Origin of the sequence: Paracoccus saliphilus, assembly GCF_028553805.1 — a bacterium.
Classification (GTDB): domain Bacteria; phylum Pseudomonadota; class Alphaproteobacteria; order Rhodobacterales; family Rhodobacteraceae; genus Paracoccus; species Paracoccus saliphilus.
This window is the reverse complement of the sequence record NZ_CP067140.1, coordinates 3,666,207-3,681,071: the sequence shown is the minus strand read 5'-3', so window position 1 is coordinate 3,681,071 and position 14,865 is coordinate 3,666,207. Positions and strand designations below refer to the sequence as shown.

Below are 14,865 nucleotides of genomic sequence, written 5' to 3'. Positions count from 1 at the left end.
TGCGGGCGGGTCAGTGCCCGGGGGTCATGTCCGATAGAATCCGGGTGATCGGGTCCGGTCGCTCATTCCGGATTTCCATTGCGTTGCGACGGCGGATGGCAGCGCGCACCAACCTGCCGCCAAGATAGCGGAAGGGTTCGGGAGGGAGTTTGAGACGTTTCCCGATCCCTACCAGTCCGCTTTCGCTCCATCGATCGCGGCTGCCGAGGGCCAGGCTGGCCAGGATGCGGCCGGCAATCGGAGTCTGGGCAATGCCTGTGCCGTTGAAACCCATACCGAAGAAGATGTTGGGATGCCCGGCCAAATGGTCAAAGACTGGCACATGATCGGCCGAGCAGTCTATGGGACCGGCCCAGTCATGGGTGATCGCGACATCCGCCAACTCGGGATAGACACGATGAAGCTCTGCGATACTGTCGCGTCCACGCTTGCTGCTGCGATTGAACTCGGCGCTGAAATTTTCGTGAAAGGCGGTCAGGCCGCTGCCGTGACCAAAGATCACCCGGCCTTTCGGTGTCCGCTGATAATACAGAACCTGTCGCTGGGAATCGCAGATCGCCGCGCCGTCGCGCCAGCCCAGCTCGTCCAACCGCTGCGGGATCTCTGCCGTGGCGATGACTTGGCTTTGCACGATGTAAATATATTGCTGCAACTCGGGAATAGCGGCCAGCCAGGCATTGGCAGCCAGCACGAGAGTCGGCGCAGTCACCTCTCCGGTCGAACTGCGCAAACGGCAGACCGAGCCCGGATGAATTTCAAGAACGGGCGAGTTCTCATGGAGGATTACGCCGCGGGCAATGGCCAGATCACGCAGGCCGATGGCCAACTTGCCGGGATGAACGGAACCGGCATCGGCTTCCACGACCCCGGTGTAGGATACGGGTGAACCGGTGCGATGGAGAATTTCGTCAGCGTCAAGCGGTCGGAAACGGTCGGCACCTGCAGCCTTGGTCATCGCGACGGCTTGTGACCATGCCCCCTCCTGGGCCGTCGAACTAGCTGTCCAGAGCCAGCCGTCAAGGCGCAGGTCGCAATCGATCAGCCCGCTGTCCTGCAGCGTCTTGATCTCGGCAATGCTGCCGGTGGTGTCAGCGCAAAGGCTGCGCGCCTCCTCTTCGCCCACGACCGCGGCCAGTTGATCGATCTCGGCATACCAGGAGTGGATTTGCCCGCCATTGCGCCCGGAGGCACCCGAGCCGCAATGCCCGGCCTCAAGCACCATGACGCGCTTTTCCGGGGCGAGTTCGCGCAGGCGCAGCGCGGTCCAGAGACCAGTATAACCGCCGCCGACAATAACGATATCCGCCTGTTGACTACCCGTCAAAGGCTCGGTGACGCTTTGCGCGTCAATATCCTGCAGCCAGAAAGAACGATCGGCAGGCGGAGCCAGAACCGGTTGGCGCATGGTGATGGGGGGCACTTCAGCGCTCCTTCGCGGGGTCGATGATGTCGGCGTATTTGGCCAACAGCCAGTTTGGGGCGGGGCGAAGTTCCTGCGGGAAGCCGCCCTTGTGGAGGCAGGTCCGGGCAGCGGCATGCGTCGCATCGGCCATGGCGTCCTGAGGTTTTGCCCCGGCAATGCAATAGGCAGTCAGGAAAGCGGCAATGAAGCTGTCGCCTGCACCGCAAGTATCCACTGCCTCGATTTTTTCGGCGGGGCAGTAATGCAATTCGCTCCCGTCGTGGAACCATGCGCCGCGGCTGCCGCAGGTCACCATCGCTTTTCTCGCGCCGCTGTTCAGCAGTGCCCGGGTCAACGGTTCGACGGAAGCGTCCTTTGCCTCGGGGCCGGATGCAAATATCAATGGGATGCCGTCCAGCGCGAGGCTTTGCGGTTGGGTCGAGACATCGATGCTGAACTGCACTTTCTCTTCGACAAGGCGCCTCACAAGGGCCGCGTCGGAATGGGTGCCTAGATGCACCCAATCCGCATCCTGCAATACCGCGTGGCGATCCGGTGAGGGGATGTAACCTTCTCCGACGCCGAGATCCTCTAACAGGAATTGCCGGTCGCCCGCCTTTTCGCGGATCAAGGTGACTGCGGTGCCGCCGGGGAGGCGCTCGACGTCCTGTGGCGGCAGTCCGGCTTTGGCAACCTCCGCCAGCAAAGCCTCGCCCTCTGCGTCTTCTCCGACGGTGCCGAAATACCGGGCGGGCCAGCCCTGTCGTATCCATTGCACCGCGACGTTCAGAGCGTTGCCGCCGACCGCCATGGCCTGCTGATCGACATAGATATCCAGGCAATTGTCTCCCACCGCCACAAGCTTGGCCTCACGATTGGTGGTCTGTTCGATCATTGTACGATCACCTCGCCGTCCAGATGCGGAGCAATGGCCGCAAGGTTGCGCTTCAGGGCGGTAACCGGATCCAGGGCATAGGTCCCATCACCGAAAGGCTCGAAGGAAAGACGGCCACGGTAACCGGCGGCGGCCAACTGAGCGAGCCAGTCACCCAGAGGCAGCTCCCCGTCACCCCAGACGAGATGCCCGGCGGGCTTGCCATCGGCGATATGCACATGTGAAAGAAGCGGTCCGAAGCGTTTGACATAATCCGCCACGCAGTCGCCCGCCGCGTGCATCGCCACCATGTCCAACACGATGTCGATATTGTCGCGTCCCAGCTCGTTCAGCATCCGTTGCAACCCCGCCGCGTTCAGCAGGATATTGCTCTCTACTCTCTGCAACGGTTCCAGAAGACAGCGCAGACCGAGTATTGCGGCATGATCGGCAATGCGCGCGATGGCCTCGACCGAGCGATTCCATGCGATATCAGCAGGTTCGTTTTCGTAACCCCGCCCTGAGGTCAGGAAGATATGCTCTGCACCCAGCTCTGCTGCGATCTCGGCTGCACGGAGGAAATGGGCGATGCTGGCTTCACGAAACGCGGCATCGCCCGAGGCGATGTTGACAGGATATAGCACCTGTTCGGGCGTCAGGCAGCAGACTGAAATGCCGTTGTCATCCAGGATGGCTGACAGCCGGGTGATATAGGGGGCGTTTGAATGGAACAGATCCAGATGCGGAGCGATTCCCCAAAGCTCCATGCGAGACAAGCCGTGTTCGCGCAGGGCTTTGGCGACGGTCTCGAACGGGACATGCTGAAAGCAGAAATTCGAGCCGATCAGTTGAGAAGTGGCTAGCTTGACCATGAAAACCTTGTTCCGTTTAGTTACTTGCCAATGCCTTCCGTCAGACCGCGGATGAAATACCGCTGCATCAGGAAGAACAGGATGACGATGGGCAGGGCCGAGATGGTCATTGCCGCGAAGACCTGCGCATAATTCGTGCCGTGCTTTGCCATCAGCGAGGTCAGACCAACAGGCAATGTCTGCACGTCCAGATCGCTCGTGAAGATCATCGCGAAGAGATATTCGTTCCAGGCGAAGAGGACATGCAGTATGACGCTGGACACGATAATCGGCCGGCATAGCGGCAGCATGATCCGCCAGAATATCTGCCGGTCGGAAGCCCCATCCATGCGTGCGGCCTCATCCAGATCGGACGGTAATTCCAGCATATAGGCCCGGATCAGGAAGGTGGTGAAAGGAATACGAAAGGCAGTGTATAGAATGATCAGTGCCCAATGGGTGTTGTAGAGCCCGATCGACTGCATCATCCGCACCAGCGGAATCAGTGCCACCGTAGGGCTGAGCATCATGCCGCCAAGGATGAAGGCCGTGATGATGGGTTTTGCCGGCATCCGGGTTCGGGTCAGGCCATAGGCTGTCCATGCGCTGATCAGCACGGTGCAGGCCGCCGAGGATGCCGTTACCACGATGCTCGAAACGAGGAAGCTGCGGACCCCCTGATTCCACGCCGCAACATAGTTTGCCCATGAAAATCCCGTCGGCAGATCGAAGGGGGCGTTGAAGATCTGGGAATTGGTCTTGAACCCGCTTAGCGCCATCCACAGAAGCGGGTATATCACCAGAATGCCCAGGCAGAGCAGGAAGCCCAGCAGGACGGCCCGGGCGAGTGTGCTCCAGATGTCGGTCGGTGCGGTTTGCTGAGCGGAAACAGGCATTGTCACAACTGCACCCTCCGTTTTCTGGTGTACCAGACTTGGGCGATGCCGGTGAGCATGGTCACCACAAAGATGATCGCGGCGATTGCAGCTCCGTAGCCGAAGTCATTCAGGATGAATGCCTGCTCGTAAAACCATGTACCAAGGACCTGACTGCTGTTGCTGGGGCCGCCGCTGGTCATCACCATGACCTCGTTGAAGACCTGGAAGGCGCCGGTAATGGTCACGATGATCATCAGGCCGGACATTTCGCGGGCCATCGGGAATGTGATACTGAACAATTGCCTGACCGGACCTGCTCCATCCATGGTTGCAGCGTCGTAGAGTTCACGTGGAATTTTCTGAATTGCGATCGAGAACAGCAGGGTGGAATAGCCGAAACCCTGCCACTGGCTCATGGCGATGATCCCGAAAATGGCAGTGCTTTCCAGCGCGAGCCATGGATGCGAGAATTGCTCGAGCCCCAGAAAAGTCAGCGCGGCGTCCATTAGTCCGACATCGGGCTGATAGATGAAGTAGAACAGCAGCCCGGTAACGGTCGTCGAGATCGCCGATGGGATGAAATAAACCGCGCGCCAGAAATTCCGTACCCGTCGGTTGCGAAGCCCTTCTATGATCGCGGCAAGAACGAAGGCGCAAAAGACTTGGAAGAAGATCGATATCAGGGCGTAGAACGTGTTGTTCAGAAGTGCGCGCCAAACGACCGGATCATCCAGCAGGCGTTGATAATTCGTCAACCCGACATTGCTGACCTCGCCGGTGAAAATGTCTCGATTGGTCATGCTGACACGGAAATTCTCTACGATAGGGATGTAGATGAAACCGCTGACGATGATTACCGCGAGAAGGACCCATCGGAGCGACAGTAGCTTGTCGAACAGCCGTCGCGTAGGCGACGGGCCTTGCATATCGGTGATGGCGCCGCACGAGGCTGCGCCATCAGGGGTTTGCCGGATCGTCTCCATGGCCCGGACCGCTTACTGCCGGGCCGCCGAAGCCGCGTCGCGCACCGCGCTCATGACTTCTTCGGGGGCCATGCTGCCGCCGGTCAGCGATTGCAGGCCGGACAGCCAGGCCGCCGCGACACGCGGGTGGTTCACCGTATCGAGCCAGGGCATCAGGTAGCTGGCCTTGTCGATATCGGCCATTCCCGCCACGACATTCGGATTCATCGTCGTCTCGTCCGAACCGCCGATCACCGCACTGGGCTGACCATAGGGGCTGGCCGAAAGGATCTTGCCGTTTTCCTGTGATGTCACGAATTTGAGGAAATCTATGGCAAGCGGAATATTGTCCGAGGCCGCGCTGACCATATAGCCTTCAGGAGCACCTTCAATGGCGTCCGGATCGCCCTTGGCACCCTCGGGGACGGGCAGTTTGAAGAACCCAAAATCTTCGGGCTTCATCGTGGTTTCCTCGGTGGCGGATTCATCAAATTCGAGGATCTCCTGGTAGTACATGGCAGATCTCTCGTCGCTGAAGGCCTGTACCGCGGTTTCGTAAGAGGTACCATTGGGGGCGCCATCAGTGCAGCGTTGACGAAACTCGTCGAATTGCTGGAGTGATGCGACATAGCCGGGATCGCTGTATTCTGCCGTGCTCGGGTCGAAATCTTTTTCGAGCGTCGCGACCGGCACGTTATAGACGAGCAACTGGCCGAGGTAATGTACAACAGGCCAGGATTCTTTGTTTCCCAACGAGACAGGGGTGATGCCCGCTTCGTGAATGCTGTCGCATGCCACCAGGAGTTCTTCGAAACTTTCCGGAACCTCAACTCCGACATCAGCAAAGATTTTCTTATTGTATCCCATGAATTTGGCGTCGAGGTACAGCGGGACGCCAAAATTGCGGTCATTATAGACGAAAGCGTCCAATGCGGCCGGAGTCAGGGTCTTGCCCCATTCCGAGTCCGGGCCGACGACAGGGGTCAGATCGACAGCGCGATCACCGCGGATGAAGTTTCCGCCCCAGGTTCCCGTCCAGGTGAAAAAGATGTCGGGGAGGGAGTTCGTCGCGACCAGTGTCTTGGTCTTGTCTTTCACGCTGTCGTCGGTTTCCTGGATGAGCTCGATTGAGACGTCCGGATGCAGTTCCTGGTATTTTTCAGCGATGTCGACGAAATAGGGTGACAATTGCTGAGAACCGAACTTCGTCAGGATCGACAGGGTACCACTGTGATCGACCTGTGCATCGGGATCTGCGACGACGACTTCTGCCGCCGCAGGATTCGCCAAGACCAGGCCGGAGATCGAGCATGCCGACAGCAGAAGTGTCTTGATATGCTTGCTTGTTTTCATTGTTACTCTCCCTTGTTGTTGGTGGTGATCAGTATTCGACACGCTTGTAGTAGCGTCGCGTGGTCAGTGGATGATCGCGTAGCACCTCGAGATGCGCGCTCAGCCGTTCCAGAAGGGTGGCCAGCAGGATCGGGGAAATCATCGCGCGGACATCGTCGCTGATGCCGGGCAGTTTCACGCTTGCCGTATCGAGGACACGTACCTTGTCGGTGTAGCGGCGGGCGAAGTTCTCGACACGCTCGGAAAGCGGCCGGTAGGCGTCTTCACCCTTGAATACGAAGACACTAACGCCGGGCTCAACCAATTCCAGCGTACCATGGAAGAAATCTGCTGCATGAACGGGGCGCGTACGGATCCACTGCATTTCTTCCAGAATGCACATGCCGTAATAATGAGCTTCGGGCCAGACCGAGCCGGAACCAGTAAAGATGTGATATGTCTCGTCCTTGATTTCTGTCGCCAGCCGGGCGGCTTCGGGCTCGAATGCCTCCTTGGCATCGGCCAGCAGCGACGGAAGCAGTTCCAGTTCGGTGACGATCCGGTCATAATCCGTGATTTCGCCGCGTTCATCCAGGATCGCCAGAACCAGCAAGAGAGTTTGCAGATAGAAGGACTCGGAAGAAGTGTCGTCTTCGGCGAAATTGGTGAAATTGTAATCCGCCTGTTGCGCTAACGGGGTGTCGGAATGGCCGGTCAGGGACAGCGTCCTTGCACCGGTCTTCTTGAGGAACGCCAACAGTTCGACACTTTCCTTTGTGGTGCCTGACAGTGATGGCAGCACGACGAGGGCAGAGGCATCCAGGCCTGCTGGCGGGTCCAGCACGACCTGCGCCGGTAGTGCCGCGGAGATGGGAAATACGGAATGCCGCGAGGCCAGTTCAATGGCCGGAAGCGTCAGCAGCTGAACGCCACCCGTACCCATGAAGAAAACTCTCTCGATCCCTGAGGAAAGGAGTTCCCTGACCAGCTTCCGCATGTCGTTGGCAATGCCGACCGCGCCGCCCTGAATGGTCAGAAAACGATCCTTGTCGAAGTTTAGCATCTCACGTTCCTTGTCTTTTGAGTTGCCGGCCCGATAAGTGCTCAGCGATGTGAAGGGCTGTTGTGGTGCAGGCGGCCGGTGAACTTTTACTTGATCAGATGATTTATGATACCGATCTCATTCGCTGCTCTAAAAAAATCGGCGCAGCCTTGACTAGAGGCGTGATACCGATCTCATAACTAGCGTCACATAAAATTCTCATTCTGGCAAGCGTCGAGGAGAATTTTTTCTTAGTTAAGATATTTATATCTATTACAAGTAATTAACTATTATTTCTGGAGAGGTCGCATGCCGTGGTAGCAAGGATGTTATCGCGACCGTAACGACGACCACGCCTGATGGGGCAAGAATCGATTTCACTGACTCTCGGTTCTCGGATGCAGTTTGCCTTGAGGTTCTAATTGTGGTTATCGGCTACCCAAGTAAATCTTCTCGATGGCGGGGGTAGTCCTGCCAGTAACAAAGGATTCAACCTTGCCACGCAAGACAGTCACCCTGAAAGAGGTTGCTGCCGCTGCCAACGTCTCGCGGGCGACAGCCGCGCGTGCCCTGAACCGATACGGCTATGTCGGGGACGAGGCGGCATTGCGGGTTTTCGAAGCTGCCGACCGGTTGGGCTATCGTGGAAATCGCGTAGCGCAGGCATTGCGGCGTGGTGATCTGCCGCTGGTTGGATTCATTCCGGGCGACATTCAGAACCCGTTCTTCGCGCGAATTGCCCATGATCTGGATGTGCATCTGCGGCAGCATCGGCACAATCTCCTGATCGCCAGCAGTGAAGAGGATGTCGAGCAGGAGAAAGAACTTCTCGACAGTTTGCGGGCGCTCAGTGTGCGGGGAATGATTGTCGCGCCGACTTCGGCTGCTGAAACCAAACATTTCGAAAGCATGAGTCGCGAAGGCACGCCCCTTATCATGATCGACCGCTATGCGGAGGGAGTTTCCTGCGACAGTATCTTGGTCGACAACGAAGGCGGTGCCCGCGAGGCGATTGACTATCTGATCTCCAACGGGCATCGGCGGATCGCCTTTCTGGGGGATGAGGCGCGCATTTTCACTGCGCAGGAACGTCTTTCGGGTTACAGACAATCGCTCACGTCGCATGGTATGGAAATTGACGAGCGTCTGATTGCCGTGTCCAAGTCCACGATCAAGCACTCCGTTGATGCAACCATCCGCTTGTTCAGCCAGGAACAAAAGCCGACCGCTATCTTCACGGTCGACAGCTTGATGACTCAAGGAGCCCTGGTCGGTTTGCGAACCATGGGGCTTTCGGTGCCGCGGGATGTATCTCTGGTCGGTTTCGACGATTTCGACCTTGCCACGTTCATAGATCCCCAGATTACCGTGGTAGCGCAGCCGATCAGCAAAATTGGTCCGCTGGCTGCAGAAATCCTGTTGAAGCGGATCGAAGGGGACATGTCGGAGCCGCAGCATCGCAGATTCGCAACCAAACTGATCGTCCGCGGATCGGTGGCGCCGATCTGAGACGGAGCCGGGGCGTGCTCAACGGGAAGCCGTTCGGTTCCGGGTCAACTTGTTGTCCGGGATTTGTCCGTCGAGCCGCGATCTATGAATGGCGTCGGAATTACGATCTGATCTGGAGGTGTTGCCTGACCTTCCAGACGAGCGATCAATCGTTTGACGGCGGTTTGACCGAATAGATATGTCGGCTGGTCGATGACCGAAACTGGGGGTGAGGTGACGCGGGTCCAGTCCGCATCGAACCAGGAGACGAGCGACATGTCCTTGGGCAGCCGTATCCCGCGCGCTGAAAGCGAGCGATAGATTTCGGCGCCAATAAGGCTGTCGGATGCAAGTATCGCGGTGAAGCGCTGCTCATCCGTCAGCAGCTCGTCGATGATGCCGTCAATAGAACGGCTGTCCACAGCTCCGCCCCGCACAAATGAGGCGGAATTGGTAATGCCCGTCCCGTGCATGGCATCCATGAAGCCGTGCACCCTTTCACGTACGGCAGAGATGGGAATATCCGACAGGCCTGAAAGTCGTCCGTCCTTCAGATCGACCGCGGTCACATAGGCGATGCGTCTGTGACCGTTGACTAACAAATGCTCCGTCACCTCGGTTGCAGCAGCATGATCCCCCCCGCATACACCATCAGCGCCGAGATCGGGAACCCAGCGATCTAGTGTGACGACTGGCGTTCCCGCCTTGATGGCGTCCGTCAGGTGACGAATATCCCGGTCATCGGTCGGCGCAACGATCAGCCCGGCCACCCGCTGTCGCAGTAGAACCGAGACCATCTCGCGTTCCTGCTCGGGCCTCTCTCCGGAATTCGCGATGATGACATTCAGGCCCGCTGCGCGTGCCGTATCGCTGATGCCGCGAACCGCGCGGCTGAAGAAGGCGTTTTCGATATCGCCGACAACTACGCCAATCAGCCCGGTTCGTCCGGTGCTCATGGATCGGGCCAATTCGTTGGGTTGATACCCAAGGCGATCCGCCGCTTCGATGACTGACTGGCGGGTTGATTCGCTGGCCACGCCATAACCGCCCAGTACTCGAGCCGCCGTGGCTTTAGATACATTTGCTGCCCGCGCCACGTCCGCAACCGTTATCGAGCCTTTTTTCTTGTTCATAATCAATTGCCTGATCTTGCCGCTTCGATGCCTATACAGTTGGTGTGAAACAAATAATAGGTGATATCTTGACAGATTGATACCGGTATCATTACGGTTGATACCGGTCTCAATCAAGATTTGATCGATTTCGAACTCATCGACGGTTGATCGGAGAAAAAGGGGAGGAAATGGGATGTTTTATGGGATGACAACGCGTTTCGCGTCGCTGGCGGCAGGTGCATTGCTGGCGTTCGGAGGAACGATTGCGAGCGCGCAAGCAGATGAGGACAATCCCTATAACCTGATTCAGGCAGGGACGGTCAGTGTCGGGACACTGGGCGATGCAAAGCCTTATGCGTTCACCACTGCGACGGGAGAATTCACCGGGTTCGACATCGAGTTCCTGAAGGAGGTGTTGGGTCGGATCGGCTTCGCCGAGGATCAGATCCTGTTCACCGGTCAGGAATTCGCAGCCTTGCTGCCGTCAGTGGCCAATGGCCGTTTCGACATTGCCGCTGCGGCGGTCGGGATCACCGAGCAGCGCGAGGAGGTCGTTGATTTCTCGGATGGCTATCTGGCAGGGTATCTTTCGGTACTGTCGGGTGATGAGGCGATTACCGAGGATACGTCCAGCTTGGGAGGTAAACGGCTGGGTGTCGTTCAGGGCACCTTGCAGGAGATGTATGCCAAAAAGAATTTCCCCGATGCTGCGATCGTTCAGTTCCCCGACAACAATACCGGGGTGGCTGCACTGAATAACGGCACTGTGGATGCGCATTTCCTCGATTACGAGGCAGCCAAGGACTATGGCGAGCGTTATGAAGAACTGAAAATCAAGGCGAATATCCCGTCTTTCGATGCGCCGGCGGGTTTCGCGGTCAAGCCGGGCAATGACGCCTTGCGCGAAGCTTTGAACAAGGCGATGCATGATGCGATGCAAGAAGGCGTCTGGCGCGACCTTTACCAGAAATGGTTCCCGGGCTCCCCGATGCCCGAGCAATATCTCCCGAAAGAGTAATCCTGGGCAATCACGTCACCGGTTGCCGTGACCATACCGGCAGCCGGTGGGATGAGTTTCATGTCGTGATGCGAATGCAGGCGCGATCTCTTTGAAAGGGTCTTCTCATGTGGCTGGAAAACCTTCGCCGGACGTTCCTTGACTGGGACGCCATGGCCGAAATCCTGCCGATCATGCTGACGGTCGGTCTGAAAAACACACTTATTCTGGCAGCTTTCTCGACGGTGATCGGGATCATGATCGGTGTCATACTGGCGGTTATGGGTATTTCGCGCGCGGCGTGGCTGCGGTGGCCGGCGCGGGTCTATACCGATATTTTCCGTGGTCTGCCTGCAATCGTGACCATTTTGCTGATCGGGCAGGGCTTCGCTGGGATCGGTCGCGAGATTTTCGGACCCTCGCCCTATCCACTTGGTATTCTGGCGCTCAGCCTAATTGCGGGCGCCTATATGGGCGAGATCTTTCGCGCCGGGATTCAAAGCGTCCCCTCAGGCCAGATGGAGGCCTGCCGCGCTCTGTCCATGAGCTACAGCGAAGGAATGCGGCTGATCGTCGTGCCACAGGGGATCCGCCGGGTTCTTCCTGCCATGGTGAATCAATTCATCTCCAATGTGAAGGATTCAAGCCTCATCTATTTCCTTGGGCTGCTGGTGTCCGAACGCGAGATCTTCAGGGTGGGACAGGATGCTGCCGTGGTCACGGGGAATCTGTCGCCCCTGTTGCTTGCTGGGATCTTCTATCTGGTTATCACCGTGCCTCTGACCCATCTGGTCAATTACATCGACCACCGCCTGCGCACCGGCAAGCGCATCTCTCGTGGTCAGCCTTCCAGCGGTTTGGAGGAGGTCGAAGAATTGAACACCGCCGTGTCGCAAGAACGCGAAACAACGCGGTTCAGCGGCGGCAGCCTGTCGGTCGAGGGGTTGCGTCTGAGCTATGGTGCCCTCGAGGTGCTGAGGGGGATCGATCTCGAGGTTCCCAAGGGCACCGTGACTTGTGTCATCGGGCCATCGGGTTCGGGCAAATCGACTTTGCTGCGCAGCCTTAACCGGCTGGTGGAAAGCAATGCAGGGGTGATGAAGCTGGATGGCGAGGATATCCGGCAGATGAAACCCGAAAAGCTTCGTGCCCGGGTCGGCATGGTGTTCCAGCATTTCAATCTTTTCCCGGATCACACCGCCCGCGAGAACATCATGCTGGCGCTGACCAAGATCAAGGGAACCGGTCGTGACGAGGCGCGTCGGATCGCCGACGCCCGGTTGGCCGAGGTGGGGCTACAGGGGCGTGGCGATCATCGGCCCAGCAATCTGTCGGGCGGGCAGCAGCAACGTGTCGCTATCGCCCGCGCCCTGGCGATGGAGCCGGAGGTCGTGCTGTTCGATGAAGTCACCAGTGCGCTCGATCCGGAACTGGTCAAGGGTGTGCTGAACCTGATGGCCGATCTGGGCCGTCGGGGCATGACAATGGTGGTCGTTACGCATGAAATGGGCTTTGCCCGTCATGTTGCCGACCGGATCGTTTTCATGGATGAAGGCCAGGTCGTGGAGGCCGGTCCGCCCGAGCAACTATTCACGGCTCCACGCACCGAACGGCTGAAGAAATTCTTCGCCGAAGTCTTGTAGTCACGTGAAACCTGGAGAAATCGATATGGAACCCATCCGCTGGGGCGTTCTCAGTACTGCTGGAATCGGCATCAAGGCGATGATTCCCGCGCTGAACGCTGCGTCAAATTGCGAGCTGAGGGCAATCGCCTCCCGGCAGAGGGACCGTGTCGGGATTGTGGCCCGTGAGTTCGGGATCGAGAGTGCTTATGGTAGTTATGACGAATTGCTGGCCGATCCCGAGATCGACGCAGTGTACAATCCACTGCCCAATCATCTGCATGTGCCTGTTACGATACAGGCATTGAAGGCGGGAAAGCATGTGCTGTGCGAAAAACCGCTGGCCATGACCGAGGCAGAGGCAAGGCACGTCGCCGAGGCGGCATCGACTGCGGGAAGACAAGTGGCTGAAGCGTTCATGACTTGCCACCATCCGCAATGGGTGCGCGCGCGTGATCTGCTGCGCGAGGGTCGGATTGGTAGGCCATCGGCGATCCAGGTGCTGTTCAGCTATTCCAATACCGATCCCGAAAATGTCCGAAACAAACCCGATATCGGCGGCGGCGGGCTGTATGATATCGGTTGTTACGCGGTTCGGGCGGGTCGCTGGTTGTTCGGCTCTGAACCCGAGGCGGTTTGCGCCGTGATGGACCGTGATCCGGCCTTCGGTACCGACCGGCTGACCAGCGGTGTGATCCGGTTCCCGGATGGTGCGCATTTGAACTTTACCGTTGCCACGCAATCCGCATTGGCGCAGCAAATGACCGTTCTCGGTGCAGAGGGCTATATGCTCTTCGATGCGCCCTTCAATTGCCCGCCCGATCATGCGGCAAGGCTGGTCATCGATGACGGTTCGGACCTGTTGGGCAAGGGCAGGCAGGTTGAAATTCTACCGCCCGCCAACCAGTACCAATTGCAGGCCGAGGAATTCTCCCGCGCGATCCGCAGCGGCGAAACTGCGCTGAACGGCCCTGTGGATGCCATTTGCAATGCCGCCACGACCGAAGCCCTGACTCGCGCTGCCGAAAGTGGAGGATGGGAGCCGGTCACGACCTGAGCCCGTCCCGTTGGCACCAGAAGAATTACCAAGATAACAGGAGAACCACCATGCAACCGGCCGCCCTGACCATTGAATCCGCCGTTATTATTGGCGGAGGTATATTCGGCGTATCCACTGCCGTTCATCTGGCCCGCATGGGCGTCTCGGTCACGCTGCTGAACGATGGCCCCCTGGGTTCGGGCGCGTCAGGCCGGTCACTTGCCTGGCTGAACAGCGCCCGCCGCCGTTCGCTGCCTTATCATCGATTGCGGTTGGCGGGGATCGACCGCTATCGCTGTCTTGCGGATCGCCATCCCGGTGCGAACTGGATCAGTTTCGGTGGTGGGCTGACATGGGACGCGGCGGATGAGAGCAACGAGATCGCGGCTGTATATCGCTACGAGCGTGATCTGGGCTACCAGTCGGAACTCTTGTCGGGGGGCGAGGTCGTGGAACGGATCGTAGGGGTCAATGGCGACGCCGTGACCGCGCCCGGCGCGATCCTGAACGCGAATGAGGGCTGGATCGATCTGCCCTCACTGATCAGGCTTATGGCGAAAGAGCTTCTCTCTGCTGGCAGCAGGATCGTGACCGATTCCGGTAAGGCGGAGTTGATCGTTTCCGAGGGCAGGGCGACCGGGGCACGGGCCGCCGATGGCAGGGAGTTCTCCGGCGATGCAGTGCTGCTGGCGACGGGCCCTTCGGTGCCTGCGATGCTAGCCAGTCATGCGATCACAATAGGCGATGCCAGCCCCATCGCCCTGCTGGTCGAGACCCGGCCCGTGGCCCATCCGTTGCGTGCGGTTCTGAACACACCGCGTGTCGCGATCCGGCCGACACCGAACGGGGCGTTTTTCCTCGATTCAGGTTGGTCGGAAGACGAGGTCGTTGTGCATGGGGACGGCAGTTTCGAGGCCCGCCTTGAAACCGTTACCGGCCTGCTGGAGGAAGCCCGCAAGGTTCTGAACCCGATACCCGAACTCGAAGTTGCAGGTGTTCACCTTGGTCCGAAGCCTATCCCCGGCGATGGCGAGCCGGTTTTCGGAGAGCTTTCGGCGCTTCCAGGCTGCCATGTCGCCTTCAGTCACAGTGGTGCAACACTTGGCCTGATCGTGGGCGAGATGCTTGCCGAGGAAATGGGCCTGTCGATCCGCCACCCGATGCTGGAGAGTTTCCGTCCCGAGCGTTTCGGTTGAGGGATATACTTGGGAGGCCATTAAAACTGCATGGCATCAAAGCCAGCCAATATGTTAGATAGTACCG

At 58.4% G+C, this 14,865-nt stretch carries 13 protein-coding genes; 5 read left to right on the top strand and 8 right to left on the bottom strand.

Going from position 1 to position 14,865, the window contains the following annotated elements; genetic code table 11:
* Positions 1–10: 10 nt before the first annotated feature.
* From JHX88_RS17655 to JHX88_RS17625, 7 genes are read right to left on the bottom strand one after another with little or no spacing between them, the layout of a single operon-like run.
* On the bottom strand, positions 11–1,420 hold the full coding sequence (locus JHX88_RS17655) for an NAD(P)/FAD-dependent oxidoreductase (protein ID WP_141225955.1): 1,410 nt from the start codon (positions 1,418–1,420) through the stop codon (positions 11–13).
* 1 nt (position 1,421) lies between these two features.
* Positions 1,422–2,297 carry a PfkB family carbohydrate kinase gene (locus JHX88_RS17650; protein ID WP_076528961.1) on the bottom strand — a complete coding sequence of 292 codons (876 nt, stop codon included), beginning with the start codon at positions 2,295–2,297 and terminating at the stop codon, positions 1,422–1,424.
* Positions 2,294–3,148 carry a sugar phosphate isomerase/epimerase family protein gene (locus JHX88_RS17645; protein WP_076528959.1) on the bottom strand — a complete coding sequence of 285 codons (855 nt, stop codon included), beginning with the start codon at positions 3,146–3,148 and terminating at the stop codon, positions 2,294–2,296. The genes JHX88_RS17650 and JHX88_RS17645 overlap by 4 nt, the downstream gene beginning before the upstream one ends.
* Before the next feature lie 20 nt (positions 3,149–3,168).
* Positions 3,169–4,023 carry a carbohydrate ABC transporter permease gene (locus JHX88_RS17640; RefSeq protein WP_076528958.1) on the bottom strand — a complete coding sequence of 285 codons (855 nt, stop codon included), beginning with the start codon at positions 4,021–4,023 and terminating at the stop codon, positions 3,169–3,171.
* Between the two features lie 2 nt (positions 4,024–4,025).
* The gene (locus JHX88_RS17635; RefSeq protein WP_076528956.1) at positions 4,026–4,988 is read right to left on the bottom strand and encodes a carbohydrate ABC transporter permease; all 963 of its coding nucleotides are present in this window, start codon (positions 4,986–4,988) and stop codon (positions 4,026–4,028) included.
* Positions 4,989–5,000: 12 nt separating this feature from the next.
* Positions 5,001–6,362: an ABC transporter substrate-binding protein gene (locus JHX88_RS17630; protein ID WP_272848090.1), complete on the bottom strand. Its 1,362-nt coding sequence runs from the start codon at positions 6,360–6,362 to the stop codon at positions 5,001–5,003.
* On the bottom strand, positions 6,349–7,362 hold the full coding sequence (locus JHX88_RS17625; protein WP_076528952.1) for an SIS domain-containing protein: 1,014 nt from the start codon (positions 7,360–7,362) through the stop codon (positions 6,349–6,351). The genes JHX88_RS17630 and JHX88_RS17625 overlap by 14 nt, the downstream gene beginning before the upstream one ends.
* Before the next feature lie 435 nt (positions 7,363–7,797).
* Here JHX88_RS17625 and JHX88_RS17620 point away from each other — a divergent pair, with 435 nt between their 5' ends.
* Entirely contained in the window at positions 7,798–8,850 is a 1,053-nt protein-coding gene (locus JHX88_RS17620) for a LacI family DNA-binding transcriptional regulator (protein ID WP_076528950.1), read from the top strand.
* 44 nt (positions 8,851–8,894) lie between these two features.
* Here the strand turns inward: JHX88_RS17620 and JHX88_RS17615 are convergent, their stop codons facing one another.
* Complete coding sequence (locus JHX88_RS17615; protein ID WP_272848089.1) at positions 8,895–10,079, bottom strand: LacI family DNA-binding transcriptional regulator; 1,185 nt, start codon at positions 10,077–10,079, stop codon at positions 8,895–8,897.
* Positions 10,080–10,149: 70 nt separating this feature from the next.
* Here JHX88_RS17615 and JHX88_RS17610 point away from each other — a divergent pair, with 70 nt between their 5' ends.
* The 4 genes from JHX88_RS17610 (at position 10,150) to JHX88_RS17590 (ending at position 14,798) form a co-directional block, all read left to right on the top strand.
* Entirely contained in the window at positions 10,150–10,962 is an 813-nt protein-coding gene (locus JHX88_RS17610; RefSeq protein WP_076528964.1) for an ABC transporter substrate-binding protein, read from the top strand.
* Positions 10,963–11,069: 107 nt separating this feature from the next.
* Positions 11,070–12,584 (top strand): amino acid ABC transporter permease/ATP-binding protein, encoded by a 1,515-nt coding sequence (locus tag JHX88_RS22250; protein WP_076528946.1) that lies wholly within the window; start codon positions 11,070–11,072, stop codon positions 12,582–12,584.
* 25 nt (positions 12,585–12,609) lie between these two features.
* Positions 12,610–13,620, top strand: a complete 1,011-nt coding sequence (locus JHX88_RS17595) for a Gfo/Idh/MocA family protein (protein ID WP_076528944.1) — start codon at positions 12,610–12,612, stop codon at positions 13,618–13,620.
* A gap of 50 nt (positions 13,621–13,670) precedes the next feature.
* A complete protein-coding gene (locus tag JHX88_RS17590; RefSeq protein ID WP_076528942.1) occupies positions 13,671–14,798 on the top strand; it encodes an NAD(P)/FAD-dependent oxidoreductase in 1,128 nt (375 codons plus the stop codon).
* The last annotated feature ends 67 nt before the right edge of the window (positions 14,799–14,865 follow it).

Excerpts from the sequence above, each read along its gene's own strand:
- JHX88_RS17650 (WP_076528961.1), bottom strand. The coding sequence starts at position 2,297 with ATGATCGAACAGACCACCAATCGTGAGGCCAAGCTTGTGGCGGTGGGA.
- JHX88_RS17645 (WP_076528959.1), bottom strand. The coding sequence starts at position 3,148 with ATGGTCAAGCTAGCCACTTCTCAACTGATCGGCTCGAATTTCTGCTTT.
- JHX88_RS17640 (WP_076528958.1), bottom strand. The coding sequence starts at position 4,023 with ATGCCTGTTTCCGCTCAGCAAACCGCACCGACCGACATCTGGAGCACA.
- JHX88_RS17635 (WP_076528956.1), bottom strand. The coding sequence starts at position 4,988 with ATGGAGACGATCCGGCAAACCCCTGATGGCGCAGCCTCGTGCGGCGCC.
- JHX88_RS17625 (WP_076528952.1), bottom strand. The coding sequence starts at position 7,362 with ATGCTAAACTTCGACAAGGATCGTTTTCTGACCATTCAGGGCGGCGCG.
- JHX88_RS17620 (WP_076528950.1), top strand. The coding sequence starts at position 7,798 with ATGGCGGGGGTAGTCCTGCCAGTAACAAAGGATTCAACCTTGCCACGC.
- JHX88_RS17610 (WP_076528964.1), top strand. The coding sequence starts at position 10,150 with ATGACAACGCGTTTCGCGTCGCTGGCGGCAGGTGCATTGCTGGCGTTC.
- JHX88_RS22250 (WP_076528946.1), top strand. The coding sequence starts at position 11,070 with ATGTGGCTGGAAAACCTTCGCCGGACGTTCCTTGACTGGGACGCCATG.
- JHX88_RS17595 (WP_076528944.1), top strand. The coding sequence starts at position 12,610 with ATGGAACCCATCCGCTGGGGCGTTCTCAGTACTGCTGGAATCGGCATC.
- JHX88_RS17590 (WP_076528942.1), top strand. The coding sequence starts at position 13,671 with ATGCAACCGGCCGCCCTGACCATTGAATCCGCCGTTATTATTGGCGGA.